This window comes from Chania multitudinisentens RB-25 (assembly GCF_000520015.2).
GTDB classification, from domain to species: domain Bacteria; phylum Pseudomonadota; class Gammaproteobacteria; order Enterobacterales; family Enterobacteriaceae; genus Chania; species Chania multitudinisentens.
Map to the genome: position 1 here is coordinate 3,206,191 of NZ_CP007044.2, position 26,825 is coordinate 3,233,015.

Here is a 26,825-nt window from a genome sequence, read left to right on the forward strand (position 1 = left end):
GCCGTGAAACGACGTCACTTTCTAAAACTGGCCTCCTGTAGCGCACTCTTGGTGGGCAGTACCCCGCCAGCGTTGGCGGGGGCGGAGAATAAGGCACCGATCCCCGGTGCGTTGGGGATGCTGTACGACTCAACGCTGTGCGTCGGTTGCCAGGCTTGTGTGAGCAAATGTCAGCAAATTAACCACAGCGATAACCCAGAACATGGCGAAACCTATGCCCATGCGGGCAATGAAGCCACCTGGTCGAACAACGACAAACTCAGCCCCTATACCAATAACGTTATTCAGGTGTGGAGCAGCGGCGCAGGCACCCATAAAGATCGGTTGGAAGAGGGTTATGCCTACATCAAGAAACAGTGCATGCACTGTGTTGATCCCAATTGCGTTTCGGTTTGCCCGGTACAAGCGCTGAGGAAAGACCCGAAAACCGGCATTGTGCACTACAACCCGGATGTTTGTACCGGTTGCCGCTACTGCATGGTGGGTTGCCCGTTCAACGTACCGAAATACGACTACGACAACCCGTTCGGCAAAATCCACAAATGTGAACTGTGCAACCAGAAAGGGATTGAGCGCCTGGATCAGGGCGGGCTGCCTGGCTGTGTGGAAGTGTGCCCGACCGGCGCGGTGATCTTCGGTACGCGTGAGCAACTGTTGGCGGAGGCCAAACAGCGCCTGGCACGCAAGCCGGGGGAAAGTTACCGTTTCCCACGCCAGACATTGCAGGGCGATGACCACTACGAACATGCAATCCCGCACTATCAACCGCATCTCTATGGTGAAGAAGAGGGTGGAGGGACACAGGTGCTGGTGCTGACCGGGGTGCCTTTTGAAAAACTGGGCCTGCCGCCGCTGGAACCGCTTTCGACGGGTGCACGTTCCGAACATGTACAGCATTCTCTGTATAAAGGCATGGTATTGCCACTGGCCGCTTTGGTGGGGATCACCTTCCTGGTACAGCGCAACACGCGTAAAGAGAAGAAGGAAGATGAACATGACGACGCATAAAGCACACCCACTTGGCGGAAAGTTGGTGAGTTGGCCAGTGATGCTGCTAGCTCCCTTTGCGGTGCTGTGTGCCTTGTTGATCCTGAAACGTTTGGTGTTGGGGTTGGGGGCAGTTTCCGATCTGAATGGTGGCTACCCTTGGGGCATCTGGATCGCTTTTGATCTGCTGGTGGGCACCGGTCTGGCCTGTGGCGGTTGGGCGCTGGCCTGGGCGGTGTATGTATTTAACCGTGGCGAATACCATCCGTTGGTGCGCCCGGCGCTGTTGGCCAGCCTGTTCGGTTATACGCTGGGTGGGCTGTCGATCACCATTGACGTCGGTCGCTACTGGAACCTGCCTTACTTTTATATTCCAGGGCATTTCAACACCTCTTCCGTACTGTTTGAAACCGCCGTCTGTATGACGATTTACATCGGCGTGGTGGCGCTGGAGTTTGCCCCGGCGCTGTTTGAACGCCTGGGTTGGAAGGTCTCCCTAAAATGGCTGAATAAGGCCATGTTCCTGATCATTGCATTGGGTGCCTTGTTACCGGCCATGCACCAGTCATCGATGGGGTCGTTGATGATTGCGGCGGGTATCAAGGTGCATCCGCTGTGGCAAAGCTACGAAATGCTGCCGCTGTTTTCATTATTGACGGCGGGCATTCTGGGTTTCTCGATTGTGATCTTCGAAGGTTCGCTGGTGCAGGCGGGGCTACGCGGGAAAGGTGCGCAAGAGACACCGCTGTTTACCCGCATGAGCTACATCATTGATGTCATTCTGCTGCTGTTTATTGTGCTGCGTTTTGGTGAACTGCTCGTGCGCAACAAGACCGGCTATTTGTGGCATCTCGATCGTTTCGCCCTGTTTTTCTGGTTGGAAATCGGCCTGATGTTGTTGCCGCTGCTGCTTTTCCGCTGGAAGCGGAATCGCAGTGATTCACGCCTGCTATTTATCGGGGCGCTAAGCATGATCTGCGGTGCAGCCTTGTGGCGGTTGAATTACTCGCTGCTGGCCTATGATCCCGGCAACGGGTACGGCTATTTCCCAACGGCCAGCGAACTGCTGATCTCCATCGGCTTCGTGGCGATAGAAGTGTGCGCCTACATCCTGTTGCTCAGGTTGTTACCGGTACTGCCTGCACATCAACATACGCATAAAAACAACCAGATAGAGGTAGAGCATGAGCCAACGCATCACCATTGATCCCGTTACCCGTATTGAGGGGCATTTACGGATTGACTGCGAAATTGAAGACGGCAAGGTGGTTAAAGCCTGGTCTTCCGGCACCATGTGGCGCGGCATGGAAGAGATTGTTAAAGGCAACGATCCCCGCGATGCCTGGATGATTGTTCAGCGGATTTGCGGGGTATGTACCACTATCCATGCTTTGGGGTCGGTGCGTGCGGTAGAAAATGCCCTGGGGATGGAGGTGCCGGTCAATGCGCAGTATATCCGCAATATTATTACGGCGGCTCACAGCATCCACGATCACATTGTGCATTTTTATCAGCTCTCTGCGCTGGATTGGGTTGATGTCACTTCCGCGTTGCAAGCCGATCCGCAAAAAGCCGCTGATTTACTGAGTGGCCTGTCAAGCTGGCCACTCAACAGCGCCGCTGAATTCAGCCGGGTACAGCAGAAGATTAAAGATCTGGTTGCCAGTGGCCAGCTTGGCATCTTTGCCAATGGCTATTGGGGGCATCCGGCAATGGCGCTGCCGCCGGAGGTGAATCTGATCGCGGTCGCTCACTACTTACAGGCATTGGAATGCCAGCGTGATGCTAACCGGGTGGTGGCGATACTGGGGGGGAAAACGCCGCATATTCAAAATCTGGCGGTGGGCGGCGTAGCTAACCCGATCAATCTGGATGCGCCTAGCGTGCTGAACCTTGAACGCCTGATGTACCTGAAAACCTTTATCGATCGCCTCGGTGACTTTATCGAGCAGGTGTATCTGGTGGACAGCGCGGTGATCGCGGCGCATTACCCTGGCTGGTTGGCGTTGGGCAAAGGGGCTGACTGCTATCTTTGTGTGCCGGAGCTGCCGATTGACCGTAAAGGTGACACCTTCCTGATGCCCGGCGGCTACCTGGATAACGGCACGTTTCGTCCGATTGCCAGCCAGCGCGATGAGTATCTGGTGAATGGGATTCAGGAGAGCGGTAAACATGCCTGGTATCAGGACGACCAACCGTTAGCCCCGTGGGAAGGGCTGACTCGCCCGCATTACACCGGTTGGCAAGAGGATGGCAAGTATTCCTGGGTGAAATCCCCCACCTTTTACGGCAAAGCGGTGGAGATGGGGCCATTAGCCTGGTTGATGTGCACCCTGCAAGCGGAGCATCCGCCAACGCAGAAATACTTTGCGCGCGCCAGCGGCGCCTATCAGGTGCTAACGGGCAATCCATTGAGCGCGGAACAGCTGCCATCAACATTAGGCCGGATTGTCGGGCGCACGGTGCATGCCTGTGTGCTGCATGAGACTTTGGGCCAACAGTGGCAGGCGTTGGTGGAAAATATCGGTAAAGGCGATCATGAAACCTTTATCCGGCCCAATATTCCATTGACCGGCGAAATTCGCGGCGTTGGTTTTATCGAAGCACCGCGCGGTTCGCTGTCTCATTGGGTGGTGATCAAGGATGGCAAGATCGCCAATTATCAGACGGTAGTGCCTTCCACCTGGAATGCCGGGCCAAGGAACCATAATGATGAACCCGGCCCTTACGAGCGTTCGCTGGTGGGCACCCCGGTGGCCGATCCAGCCAAACCGCTGGAGGTGGTGAGAACCATTCATTCCTTCGATCCCTGCATGTCTTGTGCCGTGCATATCGTGGATACCACGGGTAATGAAGTGACGAGAGTCAAGGTGTTGTAATGCGTATTTTGGTGTTGGGTATCGGCAATCTGTTATTGAGCGATGAAGCGGTCGGCGTGCGCATCGTTGAAGCCCTGGAACAGCGCTTTGCACTACCAGCCTGCGTTGAGGTGTTGGACGGCGGCACTTCCGGGATGGAGCTGATGGAAACCATGGCCGATCGAGACCATCTGATCGTGGCTGATGCGGTGCTGACCGGCCACGCACCTGGCAGCGTGGTGGTGTTGCACGATGAAGAAATCCCCGCGCTGTTTACCCGCAAGGTTTCTCCACATCAGTTGGGGTTATCGGATGTGTTGATGGCGCTGCGTTTAACCGGGGAATTCCCCCGGCGCTTGACGTTGATTGGCGTGGTGCCAGCCTCGCTGGAGCCGGGAATTGGTCTGACTCCGCTGATTACTCAGGCGATTGAGTCAGCATTGGCGCAGGTGTTGGTGGCACTGCAACTCAGCGGCGTACCGATTGTGTTAAAGGAGGCCGCCAATGCCCAATGTGATTAGCGGTTTTCAAACCAATCCGGCCCCACGCTTGGAAGCCGCGTTTCAGGCGATCGCTGCCGCTAGTATGCGCGAACTGCCCTTTTTTCATCCACAGATGCCGATTCGCGCCTGTGGTTTTCAACTGTTTGAACAGCAATGGATCGGCTGCATGCTCACACCCTGGATGCTCAGCCTGATGGTGCTTCCTGGTCCGCAGCAGCAGTGGGCACCCTGTAGGGTCGGAGAAAAATTGGCGCTGGCGCTGCCCTGCGGCAACGTTAATTTTACCCATGGGCACATTGATGACTGCGGGCACTATCTGGCCTGTTCGCTGATGTCGCCGCTGGAAAACTCGCTGGGCGCAGAACAGGCGCAGGCATTGGCGGAAAACAGCGTCCGCATGGTGCTGTCGTTACCGGTGGTAGACAACAGTATTCCAAGCAATCCAGGGCGGCGTGCGCTGTTTCGGCTGCCACGGGGGAACTGAACCGATGCATGAAATCAGCCTGTGCCTGAGTACGATAGAACTGATTGAGCAACAGGCCAGGCAGCACGGTGCCCGGCGGGTAACGGCGGTTTGGCTGGAGATCGGCGCGCTGTCTTGTATTGAAGAACATGCCCTGCGTTTCAGCTTTGCCAGCGCCAGCCGCCGGACGCTGGCAGAAGGTTGCCAACTGCATCTGAGTGTGCAACCGGCGCGCGCCTGGTGTTGGGATTGCAGCGCCAGCATCGTGATTGAGCGGCATAACGAGGCCTGCCCACACTGTGGCAGCCATGTTCTGCGCATTGAGAGCGGCGAGAGCCTACGATTAAAACAATTAGAAGTGGAATGAATTTAAGAGGTCAAATTTTATGTGTACAACTTGCGGTTGCGCCAGCGGAGAAAAAACCATCGAAGGGGATGATTATCACGGCCATGATAACGATCATCATCATGCCCACCACCATCACGGCCATGCCGGGCAGGCGATAACGATCCATCACCACCATCATTATTACCATCAGGGTGACGTTCATCACCATTACGCCAGTGTTGAAGCGCTGCCGTTTGCTCCCGAAGTACAGCAGCACTCGCAAGATCTGCATTATGGTCATGGCGCTGCAGGGAGCCATGCTCCAGGTATCGGGCAGCGCCGGTTACTACAGATCGAACAGGATGTGCTGAGTAAAAATAATCATCTGGCGGCGCATAACCGTGAACACTTTGCCGCGCAGAATATCCTGGTGCTGAATTTGGTTTCCAGCCCAGGATCTGGCAAAACCTCCTTGCTGACGACCACGTTGCAATATCTGGCAGATAAAGTGCCCTGTGCGGTGATCGAAGGCGATCAGCAAACCAGCAATGATGCGGAGCGTATCCGTGCAACGGGTGTACCGGCAATTCAGGTGAACACCGGTAAGGGCTGCCACCTGGATGCGCAGATGGTACATGATGCGGCTCATCGGTTGCCCTTGCAGGACAACAGCCTGTTGTTTATTGAAAACGTCGGCAATCTGGTATGTCCTGCCAGTTTTGATCTGGGGGAGAGGCATAAAGTGGCGTTGCTCTCGGTCACCGAAGGAGAGGATAAGCCACTCAAATATCCGCATATGTTTGCTGCCGCAACGCTGATGATTATCAATAAAATCGATCTACTGCCTTATGTCGATTTCTCGGTTGAGCAATGTATTAACTATGCTCGGCAGGTTAATCCAGCCATTCAGGTTATTACCCTGTCGGCCACCAGCGGCGAAGGAATGGATCTCTGGCTCGACTGGTTGGAGGAGCAGTAATGTGTCTCGGTGTACCCGGTAAAGTGATTAGCGTTGGCGAAGATCTGCATCAATTGGCAACGGTCGATGTCTGCGGTGTGTCGCTCAGGGTTAACATTGCGCTGGTGTGTGAAGATTCACCGCAGGCGCTGATCGGCCAGTGGGTATTGGTACACGTCGGGTTCGCCATGAGCCTGCTCGATGAACAGGAGGCGTTGGAGATGCTCGCTGCGTTGGAGCAACTGCGCGCGGTCGGGCTCGAACGGCCGATGCCGGAGGGCAAAGATGCGCTACATTGATGAATTCCGCGATCCGGCGCTGACCGAAGCACTATTGCAACGCATTGCACAACTGATGCTCTTGATGCCTGAACGGCAGCAGCTACCGCTGCAAATCATGGAGGTCTGCGGCGGCCATACCCATGCGATTTTCAAATTCGGGCTCGATCGGTTGTTGCCGGATAACCTGGAGTTTATCCACGGGCCGGGTTGCCCGGTATGCGTTTTGCCGATGGGGCGCATCGATAGCTGCCTGGAGATTGCCGCGCACCCTGAGGTGATTTTCTGCACCTATGGCGACGCTATGCGCGTGCGTGGGCGCCATGGATCGCTGCTGGATGCTCGGCGGCAGGGTGCCGATATTCGAGTGGTGTACTCACCGTTGGATGCCCTGCAACTGGCGGCAGACAATCCACAGCGCGAAGTGGTGTTTTTCGGCCTGGGTTTCGAAACCACCATGCCCGCCAGCGCCCTGACTTTGCAACAGGCGCGGCGGCGCAGCCTGACTAACTTCAGCCTGTTTTGCCAGCATATTACCCTGATCCCCACTTTGCGCAGCCTGTTACAGCAACCTGATGTACGGATTGACGGTTTTCTGGCCCCAGGCCACGTCAGCATGGTGATCGGTAATGCGCCTTATGGTTTTATCGCTGAGAATTACCATAAACCGCTGGTGGTTACGGGGTTTGAACCGTTGGATATTCTGCAAGGGTTGTTGATGCTGCTGGAACAACTGCATGCTGGCCGTAGCGCGGTTGAGAATCAGTACCGGCGTATTGTGCCGGAGCAGGGCAACCGCCTGGCACAGCAGGCGTTGGCAGAGGTGTTTTGCCTGAAGGCGAGCAGCGAATGGCGTGGTTTGGGGGAAATTGCCCATTCCGGCGTACAGCTCACGCCGGGTTATGCCGAGTTTGACGCCGAACGGCGTTTTCACCCCCAGGCACAGCAGGTGGCGGACGATCCGCGTTCGCGCTGTGGCGAGGTGCTAACCGGGCGTTGCAAGCCGGACGCCTGCCCGCTGTTTGGTAAACAATGCACGCCAAGTAATGCTTTTGGTGCGCTGATGGTGTCATCGGAAGGGGCCTGTGCGGCTTATTATCAATACCGCAGGGAGACGGCCTGATGCTCAAACTGAATGAGGAACGCGAAATCACGCTGGCGCACGGCAGCGGCGGGCGGGCGATGCAAGGCCTGATTGAGGAATTATTCTTGCAGGCTTTTGCCAATCCGGCGTTGAATGCGCGAGAAGATCAGGCGTGTATTGCGCTGAGCGAGCTGTGTGCAGCAGGAGATCGGTTGGCGGTTTCAACTGACAGTTACGTGATCGATCCGATTTTCTTCCCCGGTGGCGATATCGGCAAGCTGGCAGTGTGCGGCACCGCCAACGATGTGGCGGTCAGCGGCGCGCGGCCGCGCTACCTGAGCTGCGGCCTGATCCTGGAGGAAGGGTTGCCGTTTGCCACGCTGGCGCGCATTGTCCAGTCGATGGCCGCCACGGCACAGCAGGATGGGATGCAGATCGTGACCGGTGATACCAAAGTGGTTCCCCGTGGCGCGGCAGACAAGATTTTCATCAATACTACCGGCTTTGGGGCGATTCCGAACAATATTGATTGGGGCGTACATCAGATTCGCCAGGGCGACAGCATTATCGTCAGTGGCACACTGGGTGACCATGGCGCGACCATTCTTAACCTGCGTGAAGGGTTGGGTTTGGCAAGCGAGTTAGGCAGCGATTGCGCTTTGCTGGCACCGCTGATTGCGCCGTTGCTAAATATCCCAGGGGTGAGGGCGCTGCGAGATGCCACACGCGGCGGCGTGACGGCGGTGTTGCATGAGTTTGCCGCCGCCAGCGGCTGCGGCATGGAGATCCTTGAGGCGGCGTTGCCGTTGAAGCCGGCGGTGCGCGGGATGTGTGAATTATTGGGGCTGGATGCGTTGAATTTTGCCAATGAAGGCAAGCTGGTGCTGGTGGTAGCGCCAGAAGCGGAGGCTGAGGTGTTGGCTGCGTTACATCAGCACCCGCTGGGGCGGGATGCTGCGGTGATTGGCCATACTCTAGAACGACAGCAGGTAAATGTGGTGGGATTGTTTGGGGTTTCCCGCCGTTTGGATCTGCCGTTGGATGAGCCTTTACCGAGAATTTGTTAGTTGGAATGACTTTTAAGCAAGGCTTCAAGCATTGCAATAGCTCAAGTGAGCACGGATGTTGATGCCATTGAAGGCGCCGAACGGAGACGCAGCGCATAGGCGAAACCGCCATGGACGGCGGTTTCAGGCGAGACAGGCAGGGACGCCTGTCGTAGCCGGCCGTGATGCGCTGTGGCGCAGTGAGGGTAACCGCGCAGCGGTCGCCTGATATGGCAAGGGCCGGGGTGCAGGGGGCTGGCTCTTGAGCCCCCTGCTCGGGCGCGTTCAGCAAGACGTTAGGATGAATACCCAATCTTTAGCGACCGAAAATGATGCCTATCTCAACCTATGAGCAAGAAACAACAACCAACAGCAATGGCCTCTGCCTGCGGGTAAAGGGCAAAGTGCAAGGAGTGGGATTTCGCCCTTACGTTTGGCTGCTGGCGCGGCAGTTCGAGCTACGCGGTGACGTCAGTAACGACGGCGCGGGCGTGATCATTCGGCTGTGGCAATCGGCCAGGGTGGCAGAATTTCTACGCGTCTTGCCATTACAATGCCCGCCGTTGGCGCGGGTCGACAGCGTCAGCCAGCAGCCCCTGCATTGGCCGCAAGAGCCGTTGGATTTCACCATCGCCAGCAGCGGTGTCGGGCAGCCAGATACCCATATTGTGGCCGATGCTGCCACCTGTGAAGCCTGCCTGGCCGAGTTGAATTCGCCGCAAAACCGGCGCTATCGCTACCCGTTTATCAACTGCACCCACTGCGGCCCGCGTTTTACCATCATTCGGCAGATCCCCTACGATCGCCCCAATACTTCAATGCAGCCTTTCCCGCTGTGCGCGGCCTGCCAGGCGGAGTATGACGATCCAGCCGACCGTCGGTTTCACGCGCAGCCTAATGCTTGCCCAGTCTGCGGCCCACAACTGTGGTTGAGCGATGCCAGCGGCAACATTGTCGCCAGCGCTGACGAGGCATTGCAACAGGCTACTCAGGTGCTGATGGCAGGCGAGATCTTAGCGATCAAAGGCATTGGCGGTTTTCATCTGGCTTGCGATGCGACCAATCCGGCAGCGGTACAACGCCTGCGTTTGCGTAAACGTCGCCCGGCCAAGCCTCTGGCGGTGATGATCCCGGATGCTGGCTGGTTGGCAGCTTGCGTTCAGGTGGTGGATTTCGTGCCGTTGCTTGAACTGCTGCGCAGCCCGGCAGCCCCGGTGATATTGGTTCCTACGCATCCTGATGGCCCATTGTGCCGTGAAATTGCCCCAGGGCTGCGGGAAGTGGGCGTGATGTTGCCCGCCAATCCGTTACAACACTTATTGCTCCAGCAAATTGCCCGCCCACTGGTGATGACCTCTGGCAATGTGTCGGGTAAACCCCCGGCGCTGACCAACTCACAGGCGTTTGATGAATTGAGCGGCATTGCTGATGCTTGGCTGCTGCATGACCGCGAGATCGTACAACGTGCCGACGATACGGTGCTGCGGTTGAACGAACAAGGCACTGAAATGCTGCGCCGCGCGCGTGGCTATGTGCCCGATGCGCTGGCATTGCCGCCCGGCTTTGCCGTGCAGGCACCAATTCTGGCGCTGGGTGCCGATACCAAAAACACCTTTTGCCTGCTGTGGGATGATCGGGCAGTGGTCAGCCAGCATCTTGGTTCATTAGCCGATGAGGCGACCCGGCAGCAGCAACAGCAACTGATCGCGTTATTCGGTGAGATCTACGGCGTGGTGCCGCAGACGATCGTTATCGACGCTCATCCTGGTTATCTCAGCCATCAGCAGGGGAAAGCACTGGCTGAGCGTTTGGCAATTCCCTATGTGACAGCGTTCCACCACCATGCTCATTTGGTCAGTTGTTTGGCCGAGCATGCCTGGCCGCGTGACGGTGGCAAGGTGATCGGGCTGGCGTTGGATGGCTTGGGCTACGGCATAGATGGACAACTGTGGGGGGGCGAATGCCTGCTGGTGGATTATCAGCATTGTGAATATGTAGGTGGATTACCTGCGGTGGCGTTGCCGGGAGGCGATCTGGCGGCGCACCAGCCGTGGCGTAACCTGCTGGCGCATCTGCTGCGTTTTGTACCTGGCTGGCTGGCATTGCCGGAAGCGGCAGGTATCCCGCAGCCGCAGGGTAGCGTGCTGGCACGGGCAATTGAACGCCAGATCAATGCTCCGCAGACCTCCTCCACCGGGCGGCTGTTTGATGCGGTGGCGGCTGCGCTGCAAATTGTCCCGCAACAGATTTCTTGGGAGGGCGAAGCCGCCTGCTTGCTGGAGGCGCTGGCGCAGCAAAGCCCGCATCATCGGCCACCGGTTTCTTTGCCGCTGTGCGGCCAACAACTGGATTTAGCCACCTTCTGGCAGCAGTGGCTGAGTTATCGGGCTACGCCAGCACAACGAGCTTATGCATTCCATTGGGCACTGGCGCAAGGGTTTGCCGCATTGGCCCGGCGGGCGGCGCAGCATTACGGTATCCACACCATCGCGCTGTCTGGCGGGGTCTTGCATAACGTGCTGTTGCGACGACTGCTGGTGCAGCAATTGACGGGGTTGCAAATATTGCTGCCGTCGCAATGGCCCGCTGGGGATGGCGGTTTGGCGTTGGGGCAGGCGTTGATTGCCGCAGCGCGCTAGGCGTTTTTTATGATTTTTTATGAGGATGAATAACAGGTGATCACTATGCGTATTAATGTCAAAGCTGTGGCTGTATCGGTACTGGCGCTGTTTCCGTTGCTGGCTTGCGCCCATGTTGGGAACGATGGCGGTACTCATCACGTTTTAAGCTTCACCGAAGGTTTTATCCATCCGCTGACCGGAATGGATCATCTGGTGGCGATGGTTCTGGTGGGGATCTGGAGTGCCATGCGCACCCAAAAATGGTGGCTGGCTCCGCTGGTATTTGCCGGTTTACTGTTGGCTGGTGCGCTGATTGGCATGGCTGGCGTGGTGGTGCCTGGTACTGAATTCATCGTTGCTGCCTCGTTGTTGGGTATTGGGCTGATGGTGGCTCTGCGGCTGAAATTGCGTGCGGCAAGCGGGGCTTTGATCATTGGCGCGTTTGCGGTTTTCCACGGTTTGGCCCATGGCGCAGAACTCTCTCATTCGGCAGCGGCGCTGTCTGGTATGGTGTTCGCCACTGCCACGTTGCACCTATTGGGATTAGGGATCGGCTATCTGTTAATCGTTTCCGCTGCGAATCCGTGGTGGTCGCGGTTGATTGGTGGTGGTTCTTCTATTTTGGGGCTGGGGCTATTGGCTGGCATAATTTGATTGAAAGGAATAACTCGGTAACGCTGAAAGGTTTGTGCCTGCAAAAAGGAGCTGGCACAAATCGGTTGTTGGATATAAAGATGCCAGCTAAAGGAAGACTGCCTCATGTTTATGGTGCAGTTTGCCGGCAAACAATGCTTCTATCTTTAAAGAAACTGAATACCTTTCTCTACCAAACGTTCAGGGATATAGTTATCCAGATGTGTCTGTTTACAATATTCCTCAAACTGTTGGAGTGTATGTACATCTGCTTTTTGATAAATATTGTATACCCTGTTTTCAATGGTCTTATTACTGAGGGTATATAACTTTGCAATTTCCTTGATCGTGTATCTTTGCAGCAGCAAAAATATAACGTCAAGCTCTGATTGAGTAAAAATCTGAGTATCGAATTCGGTTGTTAAAATACTGGGTTTGCGGCGGTTAATGTATCTCCGTGGGGAAAGTGTATCCAACTGCCTGGCATTCCACATGATCCCAATCAATCTTGCTTTATCATTGTATAGGGGCAATTTTTCGCTGATAAAAGGCATCAGGCTGTCTTTTCCATACCAATAGTGTGTTTCTATGACCGCCACCCGATCCCGAGATCCTTCGGTACGGCGATCATGTTCTTTCAGTTCTGGAGCGAACTCAACCCAATCGGTAGGAAATTCGTCGTCAAGCTTCCCTTCTATATCAAAACTGAGTGGTGTATTGGTATAAAGATAGGCCGCTTTGTTCATATAAAGATGGCGTGAGGACAAATCCTTGATACCCCATGGTTGGTTTAAATGCTCCATCATGGTAATGAACCCATTTAAATAAAGTTGATTATTGTTATGGTATATATTCATAGCGTCTTCGGCTCTGGGCATAGGATCGTGGCCATATCCTTTTTTATCATGCGTATTACTATACCAAAGACATTCTCTGTCTGGAGGGGGGAGACGTGTTCTTTACATTGATACGTAATAAATTACCATGCTAATGATTTCAATATTAACCAAAAGCATTAATTAATTTCATTGGCTACCATTTATAATAATTTATTGCAAGGGTGATTTTCACCTGTTAGTATCATCAACAAAAGCGCTTATGCCGCTTGTAATTAAGGAGGTGGTTGTACATTAAACCTCCAAATCATCAGTTTATTACACCGTGCCGCACCAGGGGAAACACTGTCGTTATCACAACGTTTCAGAAGAACCCGCCGTAAAGGGTTTCAGCAGCGTTGTGGAGCTTCAGCGTTTCCGGTGTTTTCATACCTTAATATTCCTTATCATACTTAATATCTTGCCGCTGGCGAATTGGTTGCTTTTTAAGCGATTCTCGCGTGATTGCTTTATAATCAAAACAACAAATAAAGCAAAGAGTGGTGCTTCTCGCCTCAGGTGGGAAGGTTGAGGTAATATGGTTGTTCAATGGCCAGGGCTATTGAGCAGATGGTAATGGGTGAGAAACTTATTGATGGCATTATGAAAACAGTTAAGCCGCGCCGTCCACATGGGAGGTGGATCTACTACATTTTACATGAAGATATTTTGTGGCCATGCCCAGTGAAATGGGAGTGGGAGAGTAGCTATGAGGCTTGGTTACCCTTTTATTATTCGCCAACTCTGGAATTTATTGCGGGCGATCCGGCCAAAGCGGTCAAAGTCACCAAAACCAGCCCGTTGAGCCCGCCACCCAGGCGTTTGTCCTGCATTTTTTAAGCCAGTTGATTACCTGCACAATCAATCGAAACATTTAATTCTGCCCTGCTTCAAGAAAAGATTGTGCTATAGCCGAAAATGGAATGGTTGCTTTGACGAAGCCTGGCACGGTATTGCCAGGCGGTGATAAACCTAATCAAGTAACTCACTGACGGTGCGGCGAACATACTGCGTCATTTGTGCTAGATCTGCCGAAGTGACCGGGCCACCCCCTGCACGCATGACCTGCTGCTCTATCAGGGCAATCTCCTGCTCAACTTTATTGGCGATCTGCACCTTCACGATTTTGTCTACCGACGAAAGTAAAACTTTCAGTACCACTTTCAGCGCAATGTTTTCACAGAACGAATCATAAGCATGAATCGCTGGCGGCTCTATTGCCTGTTGAGGTGCACGTGGGACCAGCGCCTTGAAACTGTCTACATTTTCAATAATAACATCCATGTCTCTTATTAGTTCATCAAAATCTTTAGACACTGATTTATTTCCCTTTGCAATACGCAAAAACAGAAAGCCTGGCCTTGGCTAGCGGTGGCAGGCAGAACATAGCTTGAATCGACCATGACGTTCAGATTTTGAATGGCAGGCTGAGTGGTATTTTAGCCTTGCCGTGGTTTAGCAACAAGATGGAGCAGATTGATGGCTGGCTCAAGGGGAGAATGGCTTTACGGAGTGCTCGGTCCGTTGATTCATTATCACTTGAGACTGCTTGCCGCCAGTACGGCACCAAAAGCGATGAGTATCCCACCAAAAAGCCGATCAAGGCCTTTACGCATGCGTAGGAAGTGGGCGTTGATGCCGGGTGATGAAAAGAACAGGGCCACAATACTGAACCAGGCAACGTGGGCCAATGAAATAAACAGTCCATAACCTATCTGCACAGCGAGCGAAGTCTGGGGGCTCACTATCTGCATAAACAGGCTGACAATGAATAAGGTGGTTTTTGGATTCAGCAGGTTTGTTAAAAATCCCGTTTTGAGCGCGCTCAAATGACTGGCCGTGGTAGAAAGGGCGGGTTGGGCTGGCGGTGGTAGTGGTGCGTAAGTCTGGCGCAGCATATTGATCCCCAGATAAATCAGCCAGGCAGCCCCTATGATTTTTAGAAAAGAGAATAACCATAAAGATTGTAGGATCAACATCCCCAGGCCGATAAGAGCATAAGAGACATGGATCAGTACGCCAGCGCCAATACCACAGGCATTCAGCAACCCCGCACGGCGTGAAAGCAGCAGACTGTTGCGCGATACCATAGCAAAATCAGGCCCAGGGCTAATGACGGCGAGTAAAGTAATAATGACTACAGCTAAGAGTTCGTTCATAGTTATCGAGTACAATAATTAAAAATTGGTAATTGATTTATAAGAAGAAAAATGCGCGGAGACAAACGATGAAAACTGACAATATCTGTGAGCAATACTCACGCAAAGTCGGCCGACAACTCTCACTAAGTGGGCTACGCTGTTTTGAAGCTGCCGCACGCAGGGAAAGTTTCACCTTGGCAGCACAAGGCCTGAGTCTGACGCACGGCGCCGTGAGCCGGGCGGTACGCGCGCTAGAAGACGAATTGGGTGTCGCATTGTTTGAACGCCGCCATCGGCGCGTATTCCTGACGGCGGCTGGCCGTAAGCTGTATCAGGCCGCGCAGCAGGCATTCGGTATTCTGGAGAATACCGCTCAGGAGTTGTACCAACAGGCACAGGATGCCCCTATCATTCTTTCCTGTGAACCAACTTTGTTAATGCGTTGGTTAATCCCTCGTTTACCTGCCTTTCAACAAGCACTGCCGAATATTAATCTGCAGTTGGTGGCGGGTGGCGGGCCTTTTTCTTTTCGCGATGGCACCACGGTGGCGATACGCCGTAATGATTTTGATTGGGGCAACAATATGCACAGTGTGTCTTTGTTTATTGAGAAGGTTGGCCCCGTGTGCAAGCCTGAGATGCTCGAGCATTTTATCGTCGACAATGGCGTGGAAAAACATTTACGTGATGATGCCCTGTTGTTGCATGCTTCTACCCGGCCACATGCCTGGCGTGATTGGGCAAACTCGCAGGGAATTTCACTGATCAGCCAGCCGCAGCAGTATTTCGATCACTTCTATTTCAGCTTGCAGGCGGCAGTGGCCGGTGTTGGCATTGCTATTGGCCCTTGGCAACATGTGCGTGATGATATCAATTCCGGGTTACTCGCTGCTCCATTTGGTTTTAAGCAGGATGGCAGTGGTTATTGCTTATTGACGGAACACCAGGTAGTACCCGGTAGCCCACTAGCCAAAGTGATCGCTTGGCTGCAAGCCAATTCAGATTCTTGAGCTTTGCCGCTACGATGGTTGGTGAATGGATTAAAATGCCACATTGCGGATAAAGCGCAGTGGCCGATGGGTGCGGTTGGCGTAGGCATAGCGCTGGTTACTGGCAAAAACGTGCGTCTCCCCGGCATGCAATGTGACGCTGTGTTGCTCCAGCAGCAATGTTAAGGTGCCATCGATAATGTAAAGGATTTCGTGCCAACCTTCGGCGTCTGGCTGCGAATCATATTGTTCACCTGGTGTTAACCGCCATTCCCACAGTTCCACCCGTTGGCGTGCGGGCACACTGGCAACCAACAAAGCCTGGCTTGCCGTTGTTGTGCCTTGCCAGGCCAACGGGTTTACCAGAAGATAACCACTGACATCCGGTGCTTGAATCAGGTCAGTAAACGAGACATTCAGTACCGCGGCAAGTTTATCCAAGATTACCAGGCTGACGTTGCGATCACCGGCTTCGATCCCGGCCAGCATACGCCGGCTGATACCGGCTTGCTCTGCCAGCGCTGTTTGGCTTAAGCCTGCCTGCTGGCGATAACCACGCACGTTGATACTCAAATATTGCAATACCTTTGGGGGCTCATTTTTACCGCTGGGCTCTATATTGCTCATGCGCAGGCGATGCCTCATACTGATAGGAACTGTGCACTATATTGCACTCAGCAAGAAGGGCAAATTAGTGTCGGCGATCAAGAAATCCTCTATTTCCACAATATTCCTAAAGATTAAACCGCAAGAGGCAGTGCTGATCTTGATCACTATGCTTTGGGGTTGCACCTTTTTGGCGGTACATCATGCTATGTCGGTCAGTGGGCCGTTCTTTTTTGTTGGGTTGCGTTTTGCAACGGCAACGGGGGTACTTGGGCTGTTTTCCTGGCGTTTACTGAGCAACACGACGTGGTATGAACTGAAAGCAGGGATGTTTATTGGGACAGCTATCATGCTTGGTTATGGGCTGCAAACGGTGGGGATGCAGACGATCAGCAGTAGCCAGTCGGCATTTATTACTGCGTTATATGTCCCAATGGTACCGCTGCTGCAATGGCTGGTACTTGGCCGTTTGCCTGGGCTGATGTCCTGGCTCGGTGTGTTGCTGGCATTCAGTGGGCTGATTCTGCTGGCTGGGCCAAGCAATTCTGTCATTGCATTCAGCACAGGTGAGATCCTGACGGTGATTGGTGCGTTGGCGATCGCAGCTGAAGTGATCCTGATAAGCGTTTTTGCAGGCAAGGTTAACGTTAGACGAGTCACTATCATTCAATTGGCCACTGCGTCGCTGCTGTCATTTATGATGATGATGCCGACCGGTGAATCGATACCCGCATTCTCTAGCCAGCTGCTTTACAGCGCTGTGGGGTTGGGGATCGCCAGCGCCTTGATTCAACTGACCATGAACTGGGCACAACGCAGTGTTTCACCGACACGTGCTACGCTCATTTATGCTGGTGAACCAGTTTGGGCAGGGATCGTTGGGCGTATCGCCGGTGAGCGTTTACCGGGTATGGCACTGATTGGGGCGGTGCTGATTGTGCTTGGAGTGATTGTCAGTGAACTGCGTATTCGTAATAAACCAAAGCCGGAAGCCTTGGTGGAATAATGTTTTCCTGCCTTGAAAACCACAACGCCACGTGAAAACGCGGCGTTGCAGCAATTCGATGAATCAGGCTTTTTTGCGGCGGACAAATTGATAACCGATCCCCAAAATGATAAACCACAATGGGGTGACAACCAGCGCCTGACGGGTATCATCGCGCAATGACAGCAGTACCAGCACAAACGCGAAGAATGCCATACAGACCCAACACATCAACTTGCCAGCAGGCATTTTGTAGATTGATTTCTGGTGCAAGGCCGGGCGTTGTTTACGGTAAACCAGATACGAACACAAAATGATGGTCCAGACAAACATAAACAGAATTGCCGAAACGGTGGTGACCAGGGTGAATACGGTCATTACGTTCGGGATCAGGTAAATCAACACTACACCGCCCAGCAGACAAACGCAGGAGAAGGTCAAACCGTTAGCCGGTACTGCGCGCCGGGACAGAGTAGAAAATGATTTTGGCGCATCGCCCTCTTGCGCCAGACCAAATAACATGCGGCTAGTGGAAAATACCCCGCTGTTAGCGGAAGAAGCGGCAGAGGTGAGCACGACAAAGTTAATCACGCTGGCCGCTGCGGGCAAACCAATCAGCACAAACAATTCAACGAACGGGCTTTTGTCGGCAACCACGGAACTCCATGGTGTGACAGACATAATGACGATCAACGCAAATACATAGAACATGATGATGCGAATAGGGATCGAGTTAATGGCCCGTGGCAGCACTTTTTCTGGATCTTTGGTTTCTGCGGCAGTTGTGCCCACCAGTTCGATCCCCACAAAGGCGAATACCGCGATTTGGAAACCGGCGAAGAAACCGCTGATGCCTTTCGGGAACATCCCACCGTCATTCCATAAATGCGTGAAGGACGCGACGCTGCCGTTAGGCGCTTCGAAGTGCATGGCAACCATGATTAAGCCAGCAATAATCAAGCTGATAATGGCGACGATTTTGATCATCGCGAACCAGAACTCCATTTCACCGAACATTTTTACCGTCGCCAGGTTCAGGCTAAGTAACAGTAAGACGCATAACAGAGAGGCTATCCACTGTGACAGATCTGGAAACCAGAATTGAGCGTAGGCGGTGATGGCCACCACGTCGGCAATCCCGGTGACGACCCAGCAAAACCAGTAAGTCCAGCCAGTGAAGAAACCAGCCCATGGGCCGAGCAGGTCGGCCGCGAAATCACTGAAGGATTTATATTCCAGATTGGAAAGCAGCAATTCACCCATCGCGCGCATCACGAAAAACAGCATAAAGCCGATGATCATATACACGAAAATGATGGACGGCCCAGCCAGGCTGATGGTTTTGCCAGAACCCATAAACAAACCCGTACCAATTGCACCCCCGATAGCAATCAGCTGAATATGCCGGTTTGTAAGGTTTCGCCTGAGATGTGTTTCTGATGCAGGAGTGGCATCCGTTGCTATTTTAGATTGTTCTACCATCTTGATGATGTCCTGTTTTACCTGTCATGAGTGAAAGTGTGAGCTTTGAATTGGCTCTTTCTTATATGTCTATGTGGGTTTTAGTAAGTTAACCCAATATAGTTACCTTTTGCGCAACATTTTTACAACATCCGTGTGCGGGATAAAAGTCGATAATTCTATATATTGCAGAGGAATATCGGATATCTAAGAGGCGGAAGGTTACTCTCTGCTATGGCAAATGAACAGCGCTGCTACGGGTTATCTTATTGATTAAATGGAGTGTTGAATAATTCGCATGAGAAAAACTAATGTATATAAGCAACTAAGCTCATGTTTCCTTGCCAAGAGGATTACCACGTTATAAAGGCTGATTTTTGCAAGGGCAGTTGAGTTTTAATCAGTTTATGGCGGTGATGGGTGCCTTATCGGGGGGGGGGAACTCGGCAGCGTAGTGTATATTTTTCTGATTTTGCGGAAGTGGTCACAAAAGTAAAAATCATTGGTTTCATAAAGCGGTCATGGTTTGGCACCTGTACTATTTAGTCTCCTGATCATATGGCAGTAGCGAAGCTGGCTTATAACAGCGTGTTGATTTCGTGACCTATTATTGGCCGAATGTAAAAACAACAATGCCAAAGTCTGCAACTGCCGATGGTTTTTCCTTAATCGCTAAGTTGGGTGAGCTTACAAAAAAGATCTGGCTGCCAAAATTGGCCTCTGAAGAATAACAAGGCAGAAGCAGCGCGCTATGCTGAGCTTATCTTCTCCTGCCCTGCCGATCACAAAAGCAGCATAAATCGGTTCACCAGAGTGTTACTCGGCAGTAAGCTAATCAGAAGATAACCTTATTTCATCGCGGTAAACCAAGAAGGGATTGAATATGTACAAGACCATTTTAGTACCGGTAGACATTTCAGAGGATGTATTGACCGAGCATGCCCTCAAGCATGTGGAGTATCTGGCAAAAATGTCCGGGGCCAAAGTGCATTTCTTCCATGCTTTGCCGGATGCCTCGGCATTTGTTACCGCTTACTCTTTTGGAATCAAAGAGTTTGAAAATCAGGCGGAGGTGAAAGCTATCGAAGGGTTGAAGAAAATCATGGCGGAAATCGACCTGCCGTTAGAGAATTTAGCGTATACCATCAGCTTTGGTTCCCCGCGCGACGAAGTGTTACAACTTGCGGAAGAGATAGAGGCCGATCTGATTGTGATTGGTTCTCGTCGGCCAAGTGTAAAAACCTATCTTCTTGGTTCGAACGCTGCTGCCATTGTTCGCCATGCCAAAATCTCGGTGATGGTGGTCCGGTAATTCTTCTACCCGCAGTGCTTCAAGTTGCAGAACGGCGTATTTACCGTTTGTAACTTGAAACCCTTCCGTTATCACATCAGGCCCGCCAACGGCGGGCCTGCCGATTACTGACACAGCGCCACAATTTCATTGTACAAATTCTGCGGCAGCGTTACACCGAACCGTTGGCTATGCTGCCTGGCTTGAAAACGCCTTTCTCCTGGGATACGTGCACCTTGCTCCTGCATATTGGCAAACAGGTTTTCCGCTCGGGCGAAATGCGCCTTTTGTTCAGCCCCCAGAAAGCGTTGCGGGTCCATGGCAATGATCAATTCCCCGCCATAAGGAGAAGAACCGGTCTGTTCATCGTAGGCCAGCGACTCTTGGCTGGTCATATCACCAATCAGTGGCCCAGCAATCAGTTCCACCATGGCTGCCAGAGCTGAACCTTTATGCCCACCGAAAGTTAGCATGGCACCCTGCAAGACGCTGGTAGCATCAGTGGAGGGCTGGCCCTGCTGATCGAGCCCCCATCCTTCCGGTAAAGGCTTGCCCGCGCGGCGATGCAGTTCAATTTCACCGCGTGCGGCAGCGCTGGTCGCCATATCAAAAATAAAATGCGGTTGCTGTGGACGCGGCCAACCGAAGGCAATGGGGTTAGTGCCAAACAGCGGTTGAGTTCCCCCTGCTGGCGTTACCCAAGCGTGGCTTGGTGTACAGGCCAAAGCGACCAATCCTTGCTCAATCAGCGGTTCGATATCGGCCCACAGAGCAGAGAAATGCACGCAATGGTTGATAGCGAGTGCCGCAATGCCGCAATGGCGCACTTTTTCGATAAATACGGGCAAGGCCGTTTGGTAAGCCACCAGAGAGAAAGCATTGCCCGCCTCCACATGCAGAATCGCCGGGGCTGTGTCGATCAGCTTTGGTTCAGCATCGGCGGAAACCTTGCCCGCCCACAGTGAACGGACGCAACCTAATACACGATACAAGCCATGGGAGGCACAGCCATCACGTTCCCCGGTAGTGACGTTTTGCGCAACTGCGTGAGCGTGTGCGGCACTGAACCCATTACTGCGTAATGCACGATGTGCCAATTGATAAGCATCATCTAATGATAGAGTTACGGTTTGTGTCATGTTTTCTTCCTTATTCATTACTCTTCTTCGTCCTCAGCAAAATTCGCTTGAGGCAGACAGGTATAGGCTCCCCAGTAGTAAATCACTAGTGCGATGGCAGCGACCAGCAGGGTATCCCAAGGATGTTCGATGGCACCGATCCCGCCAAAACTGCCCAGATAAGAGGCGATGATAATCAGTGCGTAGAAAGCGATCAGCCACAGGGAGGAGTAAATTTGCTGTTTTAGGCTGATGATGTGAGTGGGTACTTGATTTTTGAACAGAATATAGATGAAGAACATCAGAATTTGCAGGCCGAGCAGCCAGGAAACGGTATTCCAGCCCGACCAGTAAACGATCAGTGCCGAAATAATAAACGACAAAGGCCCAAGTACGCAGAAGCCGCGAACAAAAAATGGTCGGGGTAGATTCGCTGCGTTGCGGCGCAGCCCGGCGGCAGTGACTGGCGCAATGGCATAACTCAATACCAGTGCAGCCGAGACCACACCAATCAAGCGTTCCCACGACGGGAAAGGCAGCGTCCAGAAAATGGAGAGGGTGAAGGTCAACCACAAAGCGTGGCGTGGAATGCCAGATTCATTATCTACTCGGGTGAATATTTTGAAGAACGTACCGGCACGTGCCCAGCCGTAGATAACGCGCGGTGTAGCATTCATATAAATGTTGCCGGTGCCACTTGGCGAAATGATAGCATCACTCACAACCAGAAATGCCAGCCAGCCCATACCCAAGGTAATGGCGATATCACGGTAAGGCAGAGAAAACTGTTTGCTGATGCCAGCCCAGCCTTCGGCCAACATTTCGCTAGGGATACTGCCGAGAAACGCTAGTTGCAGCAGGACGTAAATAACGGTGGAAAGCACTACCGAAAGAATCAGGGCGATGGGTATAGTGCGTTGCGGTTTTTGTACTTCGCTGGCCACCGAGATAATCGGTGTCAGGCCAAGATAAGCGAAAATAATACCCCCTGCTGAGATAGCGGCTTCGACCCCAGCAGCACCGAAAGGGGCAAAACCTTGGCTGCGCAGATTCTCTGGTTTGAAGAAGGTAAATAGCACCCCGATCACCAATAATGGAACGATGAATTTGAACACGCTAATCAGGTTGTTGGATTTGGCGAAGGTTTTTACACTGTAATAATTGAGGGCAAAGAAGAAACACAACAGTAAGAATTGCACCAGCCAACCTAACAGCGTTGGGTCGCTGGAGTTTGGTTGAGTGAGGAGTGGGAACCAGGCGGCGGCGTATTGGCGGGCAGCGACGACTTCGATTGAGATCAAACTGGAAAAAGCGATCAGCGTGATAAACCCCAGTAAATACCCCATCAACTCACCGTGCGAAAACACCGGATAACGGATAATGCCGCCAGCGCGGGGTAATGCAGCCCCCAATTCGCAGTAAACGATGCCGAGCAGCAGGACTGCCAGCCCGCCAATCAACCATGAATAGAGCCCGGCAGGCCCGGCAATGGAGGAAACATGGCTGGCGGCGAACAACCAACCAGAACCGAAGATCGCACCTAGGCCGATAAAGGTCAAATCGGTGAGTGTAAGCTGTTTTTTAAATTTGCCTTGGGTTGCCATAAGATAATCCTTTGTAATGTATACCCGATTTCCAAGGGGCTTTAATGATTCGCCGGTCACGTGAGCTTTGTTTCCAATGCATCATCGGCGGAGCCATTTAGTGCTGCGCGCGTATAAGCGCCATTCACTAGCCGCAGCAAGTTAAGAGGATTACTATCCTGTAAGGCAGCTGGCAGTAGGGCTGATGGCGTGTTTTGTAGGCAGACGGGGCGCAGAAAGCGTTCGATAGCCAAAGTTCCGACGGAGGTTCCCCGCGCGTCGCTGGTGGCGGGATAAGGGCCCCCGTGTACCATGGCATCGCAAACTTCCACCCCGGTGGGATAACCGTTGAACAGCACACGCCCGGCTTTGCGTGTTAGCAAAGGCAGTAGTTCGGCAGCAAAGGACATATCGTCCGCCTCGGCAAGTAGCGTGGCGGTAAGTTGGCCTTGCAACTGCTCTAGCGCAGTAAATAATTGATGCTGATCCTCTACGGTTACCACTATGGCTACCGGGCCAAAGACTTCTTCTTGTAACAAAGGATCGCCTTTGAGCAGCAATGTGCGGTTAGCGTGGTAGAGCTGAGCGGTGGCTAGATAGGGGGGCATCTCTTGGTTGCCAGCCAAGTGCTCGATTTCTGGATGTTTAGCCAATGCCTGCACCCCACTGCGGTAGTGCATCAAGGTTCCTGCATTCAGCATGTGCTGCGGTGTGGCGGCATTCACCCAGGTTTTTAAGTCATCAACCAACCGGCTGAAAGCGGGGCTGCGAATACCGATAATCAGCCCCGGTTTAGTACAAAATTGGCCACAACCCAATGTGAATGATGCCACCAGTTCTTGTGCGATGGCTTGCCCGCGTTGAGCCAGCGCTTGGGGCAGAATCACGACGGGATTGATGCTCGACATCTCTGCGAACACCGGAATGGGCTGTGGGCGGCGTGTTGCCAAATCAAACAAGGTACGGCCACCTTGCAGCGAACCGGTAAACCCCACAGCCTGAATAGCTGGATGCTGTACCAGTTCAGCACCGATGCGTGCGCCGAAAATCATATTGAATACACCGGCAGGCATTTGTTGCTGCTGCACTGCACGTTCGATAGCTTGTGCAATAAACTCTGCGGTAATCATATGACCGCTGTGTGCTTTGAAAACCACCGGGCAACCTGCGGCTAATGCAGCGGCGGTATCCCCTCCGGCCGTAGAAAAAGCTAATGGAAAATTGCTGGCACCAAAAATGGCAACCGGGCCTAATGCGATCCGATACTGACGCAGGTCAGGGCGCGGTAGCGGTGTGCGATCAGGTTGGGCACCATCAATACGTGCGCCATGGATATCACCGCGGCGCAGCAGTTCGGCAAACAGGCGCAGTTGATTGCTGGTACGGGTGCGCTCCCCTTGTAGGCGGGCTAACGGCAGGGCCGTTTCCTGCATGGCGTAGGTGAAAAAAAACTCATCCAGTGCATCTATTTCATCCGCAATGGCGCAGAGAAAAAGTGCCCGCTGTTCTGCGCTGGTCTGTGAATAGGCGTTAAAAGCCTGTGCGGCGGCTTCAGCAGCGGCGCAAGTTTCTGCGATGCTAGCTTGATAAAAGCGATAACCGCTGGGTTGGCCGTTATCGGCGCGCAGGCTGGCAAGCTCTGCCTTGCCGCTGGCAACGCGTTGGCTTCCGATAAACTGTTTACCGCTGATGGTGATGTCGCTGTTGTTCGGCATGGGTTTCCCTTGTGAATTAAGAGATGCTATGCCCGGCCAGACACCGGGCAATACCAGAGTGTTTACATCCCGACATCGGGTAGGATGGGGCGGTTTGCCAGTGCGGTTTCGATAGTGGCAGTGACTTCACGCAGCGTTTCCCCCTGCAATGGCAGGCGTGGTGGCCGAGTAACGGCACTGCCACGGCCAGCGAGTGCTTCGCAAAGCTTGATGCACTGCACCAGATCTGGGCGGGCATCAAGATGCAACAGCGGCATAAACCAGCGGTACAGCGTCAACGCTTCTTCGAAGCGCTTTTGTTTCGCCAGCCGGAATAGCGTTTCTCCTTCTCGTGGGAAAGCATTGGACATGCCGGAGATCCAGCCTTCTGCGCCCACGGCGATGCTTTCGAGTACCACATCATCCAAGCCTGCAAACAACACGAAACGATCGCCCACGGCATTGCGCAGGTCGATAAAGCGGCGGGTATCGCCGGAAGAGTCTTTAAAACAGACGATGTTGTCGCAGTCCACCAAGGTGGTGAGGATGTCGGGAGTGACATCGTTTTTATAAATGGGAGGGTTGTTGTAAACCATGATTGGCAGATCGGTTGCGCCAGCCACGCTGCGGAAATGGGCGGCAGTTTCGTGGGGTTTGGCCGAATAAACCAGCGCTGGCATCACCATGATACCGTCAACGCCCACTTTTTGAGCCTCTCGCGCCATGTTCTGTGCAAACGCGGTGGTGAATTCGGCAATACCTGCGATCACGGGAACTTTGCCTTGGGCCGCGTCTTTCGCGACCTCAATGACTGATAGCTTTTCTTGCATGGTAAGCGAGGTGTTTTCTCCTACTGTGCCGCAGACCACCAAGCCGGAAACACCGTCTTTAACCAGGTTTTTGATGACCGAATGAGTCGCATCGAGATCCAGAGAGAAATCATTGCGGAACTGGGTCGTAACTGCGGGGAATACACCGCTCCAGTTGATGTTTTTAGAATTCATCGCTTTTATCCTGTTATCTGGTTTTGTTAATCAATGGTGAATTATTGGTGACGTTCGATAACAGATTGACCGCTATTGTCTGAGGGGGCTTGACGTTTTTCGCCGATTGCCATGACGAAATTGGCACAATGGCAGGGAATAACACAAAACAGTGAACCTGGCGTGTTAATGCCAGCCGTATTTTTATTTCAATAAGTTAGAGGGGGTGTGCGGTGCGGAAATCGCGTGGTGTCGAACCGGTCATCGCTTTGAATTGCCGGCTGAAAGCGCTGTGATCGGTATAACCGCACTGTAACGCGATATCGGTAATCGGGAGATCGCTCGCCAACAGCTCAGTTGCTTTTTCAAGGCGGACTTTATGGATCATCTGGCGCGGAGTCAGATTGAAAATACGTTTGCAGTAACGCTCGATTTGCGCCACAGAAAGCCCCGTGAGTGCTGTTAATTCTTCTGAGGTGATAGGTCGGGAAAAGTGTTCGCGAATATAGACATCAATCGCCGCTAGGCGTTGATATGCAGGATGGTTGGATCTAGCTTCTTGTAAATCGTGCGAAATGCCCGCCATGCCGATAATTTTGCCTTGCATATCATATAGAGCCAGCTTTTGTGTCAGGCACCAGCCCGTTTCACGCCCGCTGTAAAGATGCATTTCTAGTTGATCTTGAATTTGGACTCCATGATGCAGAACCCGTAGATCCTGTTCGGTATAGCCGGAACCTAATTGGGTTGGAAAAACATCTGCCGATGTTTTGCCTAACAGCGGCGTCACCGTTTTGAAGCCACAGCGTTTAGCAAGTGTCAGATTTGCCAGCAGATAACGTGCCTGCGCGTCTTTGATAAAGAACACCACATTGGGAATGGCGTTCAGCAGTGGCGCAATCAAAGCCAATGAGTTAAGTATGCTGTTCAGGTTGTTTGGGCGCTGCTGTGCCAAGCCCGCGCACAGCCGGGAAAGCTGTTCAATCGCAAACACGTCATCCTCATTTTCTTCCACACACTGGGAAGAAAGCGGGCTCACGGGGTATTCGGGAGCTAATCGCATATCCATACCTATTCCAGTGAACTGACAAACTGCCATTTTTAACATGACCGGATCAATATTAACTTTTACGCAACTTGGCAAGCGCAATTGTTGAGCAGGAATGAAATGTGCGAAACACAGCATACTTTGGTTTGTTAAGAGAGTGCCGGTATGCTTTTTGGTGCTAGCTTGCTCCAGACTTAAAGAAAAGCAAGTTTAACGTAATGATAAATAAAATTATTATTGTGGCTTAGCAAATTGCTAGTAAGCCAGCGTTGGAGAGTGGCGGGGGAATTGT

26 protein-coding genes are annotated in these 26,825 nt (G+C 52.8%); 16 read left to right on the top strand and 10 right to left on the bottom strand.

Annotated elements, in window-relative coordinates:
* Positions 1-3 precede the first annotated feature (3 nt).
* From hybA to Z042_RS13945, 12 genes are all read left to right on the top strand, one after another.
* Positions 4-1,008 carry a hydrogenase 2 operon protein HybA gene (hybA, locus tag Z042_RS13890; RefSeq protein WP_024914027.1) on the top strand — a complete coding sequence of 335 codons (1,005 nt, stop codon included), beginning with the start codon at positions 4-6 and terminating at the stop codon, positions 1,006-1,008.
* Positions 995-2,194 carry a Ni/Fe-hydrogenase cytochrome b subunit gene (gene hybB / locus Z042_RS13895; protein ID WP_024914026.1) on the top strand — a complete coding sequence of 400 codons (1,200 nt, stop codon included), beginning with the start codon at positions 995-997 and terminating at the stop codon, positions 2,192-2,194. Before hybA ends, hybB begins: the two co-directional genes overlap by 14 nt.
* The gene (hybC, locus tag Z042_RS13900; RefSeq protein WP_024914025.1) at positions 2,172-3,866 is read left to right on the top strand and encodes a hydrogenase 2 large subunit; all 1,695 of its coding nucleotides are present in this window, start codon (positions 2,172-2,174) and stop codon (positions 3,864-3,866) included. Before hybB ends, hybC begins: the two co-directional genes overlap by 23 nt.
* Positions 3,866-4,366, top strand: coding sequence for a HyaD/HybD family hydrogenase maturation endopeptidase (locus Z042_RS13905; RefSeq protein ID WP_024914024.1), 501 nt, complete (start codon positions 3,866-3,868; stop codon positions 4,364-4,366). The genes hybC and Z042_RS13905 overlap by 1 nt, the downstream gene beginning before the upstream one ends.
* A complete protein-coding gene (gene hybE, locus Z042_RS13910) occupies positions 4,350-4,832 on the top strand; it encodes a hydrogenase-2 assembly chaperone (protein ID WP_024914023.1) in 483 nt (160 codons plus the stop codon). The genes Z042_RS13905 and hybE overlap by 17 nt, the downstream gene beginning before the upstream one ends.
* 4 nt (positions 4,833-4,836) lie before the next feature.
* Complete coding sequence (gene hypA, locus Z042_RS13915; RefSeq protein ID WP_024914022.1) at positions 4,837-5,178, top strand: hydrogenase maturation nickel metallochaperone HypA; 342 nt, start codon at positions 4,837-4,839, stop codon at positions 5,176-5,178.
* 19 nt (positions 5,179-5,197) lie between these two features.
* The gene (gene hypB / locus Z042_RS13920) at positions 5,198-6,118 is read left to right on the top strand and encodes a hydrogenase nickel incorporation protein HypB (protein WP_037407275.1); all 921 of its coding nucleotides are present in this window, start codon (positions 5,198-5,200) and stop codon (positions 6,116-6,118) included.
* The gene (hybG, locus tag Z042_RS13925) at positions 6,118-6,396 is read left to right on the top strand and encodes a hydrogenase maturation factor HybG (protein WP_037407273.1); all 279 of its coding nucleotides are present in this window, start codon (positions 6,118-6,120) and stop codon (positions 6,394-6,396) included. Before hypB ends, hybG begins: the two co-directional genes overlap by 1 nt.
* Positions 6,383-7,498, top strand: coding sequence for a hydrogenase formation protein HypD (hypD, locus tag Z042_RS13930; protein ID WP_024914020.1), 1,116 nt, complete (start codon positions 6,383-6,385; stop codon positions 7,496-7,498). Before hybG ends, hypD begins: the two co-directional genes overlap by 14 nt.
* A gap of 59 nt (positions 7,499-7,557) precedes the next feature.
* Positions 7,558-8,526, top strand: coding sequence for a hydrogenase expression/formation protein HypE (gene hypE / locus Z042_RS13935; RefSeq protein WP_045784890.1), 969 nt, complete (start codon positions 7,558-7,560; stop codon positions 8,524-8,526).
* A gap of 308 nt (positions 8,527-8,834) precedes the next feature.
* Entirely contained in the window at positions 8,835-11,144 is a 2,310-nt protein-coding gene (gene hypF, locus Z042_RS13940) for a carbamoyltransferase HypF (RefSeq protein WP_024914018.1), read from the top strand.
* A gap of 45 nt (positions 11,145-11,189) precedes the next feature.
* The gene (locus Z042_RS13945; protein WP_024914017.1) at positions 11,190-11,780 is read left to right on the top strand and encodes a HupE/UreJ family protein; all 591 of its coding nucleotides are present in this window, start codon (positions 11,190-11,192) and stop codon (positions 11,778-11,780) included.
* 146 nt (positions 11,781-11,926) lie between these two features.
* Here the strand turns inward: Z042_RS13945 and Z042_RS13950 are convergent, their stop codons facing one another.
* On the bottom strand, positions 11,927-12,616 hold the full coding sequence (locus tag Z042_RS13950; protein ID WP_024914016.1) for a helix-turn-helix transcriptional regulator: 690 nt from the start codon (positions 12,614-12,616) through the stop codon (positions 11,927-11,929).
* 621 nt (positions 12,617-13,237) lie between these two features.
* Between Z042_RS13950 and Z042_RS13955 the strand changes: the two genes are divergently transcribed.
* A complete protein-coding gene (locus Z042_RS13955; protein ID WP_024914015.1) occupies positions 13,238-13,474 on the top strand; it encodes a hypothetical protein in 237 nt (78 codons plus the stop codon).
* Positions 13,475-13,606: 132 nt separating this feature from the next.
* Here the strand turns inward: Z042_RS13955 and Z042_RS13960 are convergent, their stop codons facing one another.
* On the bottom strand, positions 13,607-13,918 hold the full coding sequence (locus tag Z042_RS13960; RefSeq protein WP_024914014.1) for a hypothetical protein: 312 nt from the start codon (positions 13,916-13,918) through the stop codon (positions 13,607-13,609).
* A 251-nt stretch (positions 13,919-14,169) separates the two neighbouring features.
* On the bottom strand, positions 14,170-14,793 hold the full coding sequence (locus Z042_RS13965) for a LysE family transporter (protein ID WP_024914013.1): 624 nt from the start codon (positions 14,791-14,793) through the stop codon (positions 14,170-14,172).
* Positions 14,794-14,861: 68 nt separating this feature from the next.
* On the opposite strand from Z042_RS13965, the gene Z042_RS13970 reads away from it, so the two are divergent.
* Positions 14,862-15,785, top strand: coding sequence for a LysR family transcriptional regulator (locus tag Z042_RS13970; RefSeq protein WP_024914012.1), 924 nt, complete (start codon positions 14,862-14,864; stop codon positions 15,783-15,785).
* Between the two features lie 30 nt (positions 15,786-15,815).
* Here the strand turns inward: Z042_RS13970 and Z042_RS13975 are convergent, their stop codons facing one another.
* Positions 15,816-16,391, bottom strand: a complete 576-nt coding sequence (locus tag Z042_RS13975) for a helix-turn-helix domain-containing protein (protein ID WP_024914011.1) — start codon at positions 16,389-16,391, stop codon at positions 15,816-15,818.
* A 67-nt stretch (positions 16,392-16,458) separates the two neighbouring features.
* Here Z042_RS13975 and Z042_RS13980 point away from each other — a divergent pair, with 67 nt between their 5' ends.
* Positions 16,459-17,376 carry a DMT family transporter gene (locus Z042_RS13980; RefSeq protein ID WP_024914010.1) on the top strand — a complete coding sequence of 306 codons (918 nt, stop codon included), beginning with the start codon at positions 16,459-16,461 and terminating at the stop codon, positions 17,374-17,376.
* Between the two features lie 63 nt (positions 17,377-17,439).
* Here the strand turns inward: Z042_RS13980 and cycA are convergent, their stop codons facing one another.
* The gene (gene cycA / locus Z042_RS13985; RefSeq protein ID WP_024914009.1) at positions 17,440-18,837 is read right to left on the bottom strand and encodes a D-serine/D-alanine/glycine transporter; all 1,398 of its coding nucleotides are present in this window, start codon (positions 18,835-18,837) and stop codon (positions 17,440-17,442) included.
* 862 nt (positions 18,838-19,699) lie between these two features.
* On the opposite strand from cycA, the gene Z042_RS13990 reads away from it, so the two are divergent.
* Positions 19,700-20,128, top strand: coding sequence for a universal stress protein (locus tag Z042_RS13990; protein WP_025297156.1), 429 nt, complete (start codon positions 19,700-19,702; stop codon positions 20,126-20,128).
* 104 nt (positions 20,129-20,232) lie between these two features.
* Here Z042_RS13990 and Z042_RS13995 read toward each other — a convergent pair whose 3' ends face one another.
* The 5 genes from Z042_RS13995 to Z042_RS14015 all read right to left on the bottom strand — a co-directional run bounded on the left by Z042_RS13995 (position 20,233) and on the right by Z042_RS14015 (position 26,548).
* A complete protein-coding gene (locus Z042_RS13995) occupies positions 20,233-21,246 on the bottom strand; it encodes an Ldh family oxidoreductase (protein ID WP_024911061.1) in 1,014 nt (337 codons plus the stop codon).
* Positions 21,247-21,263: 17 nt separating this feature from the next.
* The gene (locus Z042_RS14000) at positions 21,264-22,829 is read right to left on the bottom strand and encodes an APC family permease (protein ID WP_024911060.1); all 1,566 of its coding nucleotides are present in this window, start codon (positions 22,827-22,829) and stop codon (positions 21,264-21,266) included.
* Between the two features lie 56 nt (positions 22,830-22,885).
* Positions 22,886-24,523, bottom strand: a complete 1,638-nt coding sequence (locus Z042_RS14005; protein ID WP_024911059.1) for an aldehyde dehydrogenase (NADP(+)) — start codon at positions 24,521-24,523, stop codon at positions 22,886-22,888.
* Between the two features lie 62 nt (positions 24,524-24,585).
* Complete coding sequence (locus Z042_RS14010; RefSeq protein ID WP_024911058.1) at positions 24,586-25,506, bottom strand: dihydrodipicolinate synthase family protein; 921 nt, start codon at positions 25,504-25,506, stop codon at positions 24,586-24,588.
* 196 nt (positions 25,507-25,702) lie between these two features.
* Positions 25,703-26,548 (bottom strand): AraC family transcriptional regulator, encoded by an 846-nt coding sequence (locus Z042_RS14015; RefSeq protein ID WP_024911057.1) that lies wholly within the window; start codon positions 26,546-26,548, stop codon positions 25,703-25,705.
* Positions 26,549-26,825 lie beyond the last annotated feature (277 nt).

Coding starts and splice junctions, on each gene's coding strand:
- Z042_RS13960 (WP_024914014.1), bottom strand. CDS start 13,918: ATGGATGTTATTATTGAAAATGTAGACAGTTTCAAGGCGCTGGTCCCA.
- hybB (WP_024914026.1), top strand. CDS start 995: ATGACGACGCATAAAGCACACCCACTTGGCGGAAAGTTGGTGAGTTGG.
- hypB (WP_037407275.1), top strand. CDS start 5,198: ATGTGTACAACTTGCGGTTGCGCCAGCGGAGAAAAAACCATCGAAGGG.
- Z042_RS13905 (WP_024914024.1), top strand. CDS start 3,866: ATGCGTATTTTGGTGTTGGGTATCGGCAATCTGTTATTGAGCGATGAA.
- Z042_RS13945 (WP_024914017.1), top strand. CDS start 11,190: ATGCGTATTAATGTCAAAGCTGTGGCTGTATCGGTACTGGCGCTGTTT.
- Z042_RS13990 (WP_025297156.1), top strand. CDS start 19,700: ATGTACAAGACCATTTTAGTACCGGTAGACATTTCAGAGGATGTATTG.
- hypD (WP_024914020.1), top strand. CDS start 6,383: ATGCGCTACATTGATGAATTCCGCGATCCGGCGCTGACCGAAGCACTA.
- Z042_RS14015 (WP_024911057.1), bottom strand. CDS start 26,548: ATGCGATTAGCTCCCGAATACCCCGTGAGCCCGCTTTCTTCCCAGTGT.
- Z042_RS13970 (WP_024914012.1), top strand. CDS start 14,862: ATGAAAACTGACAATATCTGTGAGCAATACTCACGCAAAGTCGGCCGA.
- Z042_RS13950 (WP_024914016.1), bottom strand. CDS start 12,616: ATGAATATATACCATAACAATAATCAACTTTATTTAAATGGGTTCATT.
- Z042_RS13955 (WP_024914015.1), top strand. CDS start 13,238: ATGAAAACAGTTAAGCCGCGCCGTCCACATGGGAGGTGGATCTACTAC.
- Z042_RS14005 (WP_024911059.1), bottom strand. CDS start 24,523: ATGCCGAACAACAGCGACATCACCATCAGCGGTAAACAGTTTATCGGA.
- Z042_RS13995 (WP_024911061.1), bottom strand. CDS start 21,246: ATGACACAAACCGTAACTCTATCATTAGATGATGCTTATCAATTGGCA.
- hypE (WP_045784890.1), top strand. CDS start 7,558: ATGCAAGGCCTGATTGAGGAATTATTCTTGCAGGCTTTTGCCAATCCG.
- hypA (WP_024914022.1), top strand. CDS start 4,837: ATGCATGAAATCAGCCTGTGCCTGAGTACGATAGAACTGATTGAGCAA.
- hybC (WP_024914025.1), top strand. CDS start 2,172: ATGAGCCAACGCATCACCATTGATCCCGTTACCCGTATTGAGGGGCAT.
- Z042_RS14000 (WP_024911060.1), bottom strand. CDS start 22,829: ATGGCAACCCAAGGCAAATTTAAAAAACAGCTTACACTCACCGATTTG.
- hybE (WP_024914023.1), top strand. CDS start 4,350: ATGCCCAATGTGATTAGCGGTTTTCAAACCAATCCGGCCCCACGCTTG.
- Z042_RS13965 (WP_024914013.1), bottom strand. CDS start 14,793: ATGAACGAACTCTTAGCTGTAGTCATTATTACTTTACTCGCCGTCATT.
- Z042_RS14010 (WP_024911058.1), bottom strand. CDS start 25,506: ATGAATTCTAAAAACATCAACTGGAGCGGTGTATTCCCCGCAGTTACG.
- hypF (WP_024914018.1), top strand. CDS start 8,835: ATGATGCCTATCTCAACCTATGAGCAAGAAACAACAACCAACAGCAAT.
- Z042_RS13975 (WP_024914011.1), bottom strand. CDS start 16,391: ATGAGCAATATAGAGCCCAGCGGTAAAAATGAGCCCCCAAAGGTATTG.
- cycA (WP_024914009.1), bottom strand. CDS start 18,837: ATGGTAGAACAATCTAAAATAGCAACGGATGCCACTCCTGCATCAGAA.
- hybG (WP_037407273.1), top strand. CDS start 6,118: ATGTGTCTCGGTGTACCCGGTAAAGTGATTAGCGTTGGCGAAGATCTG.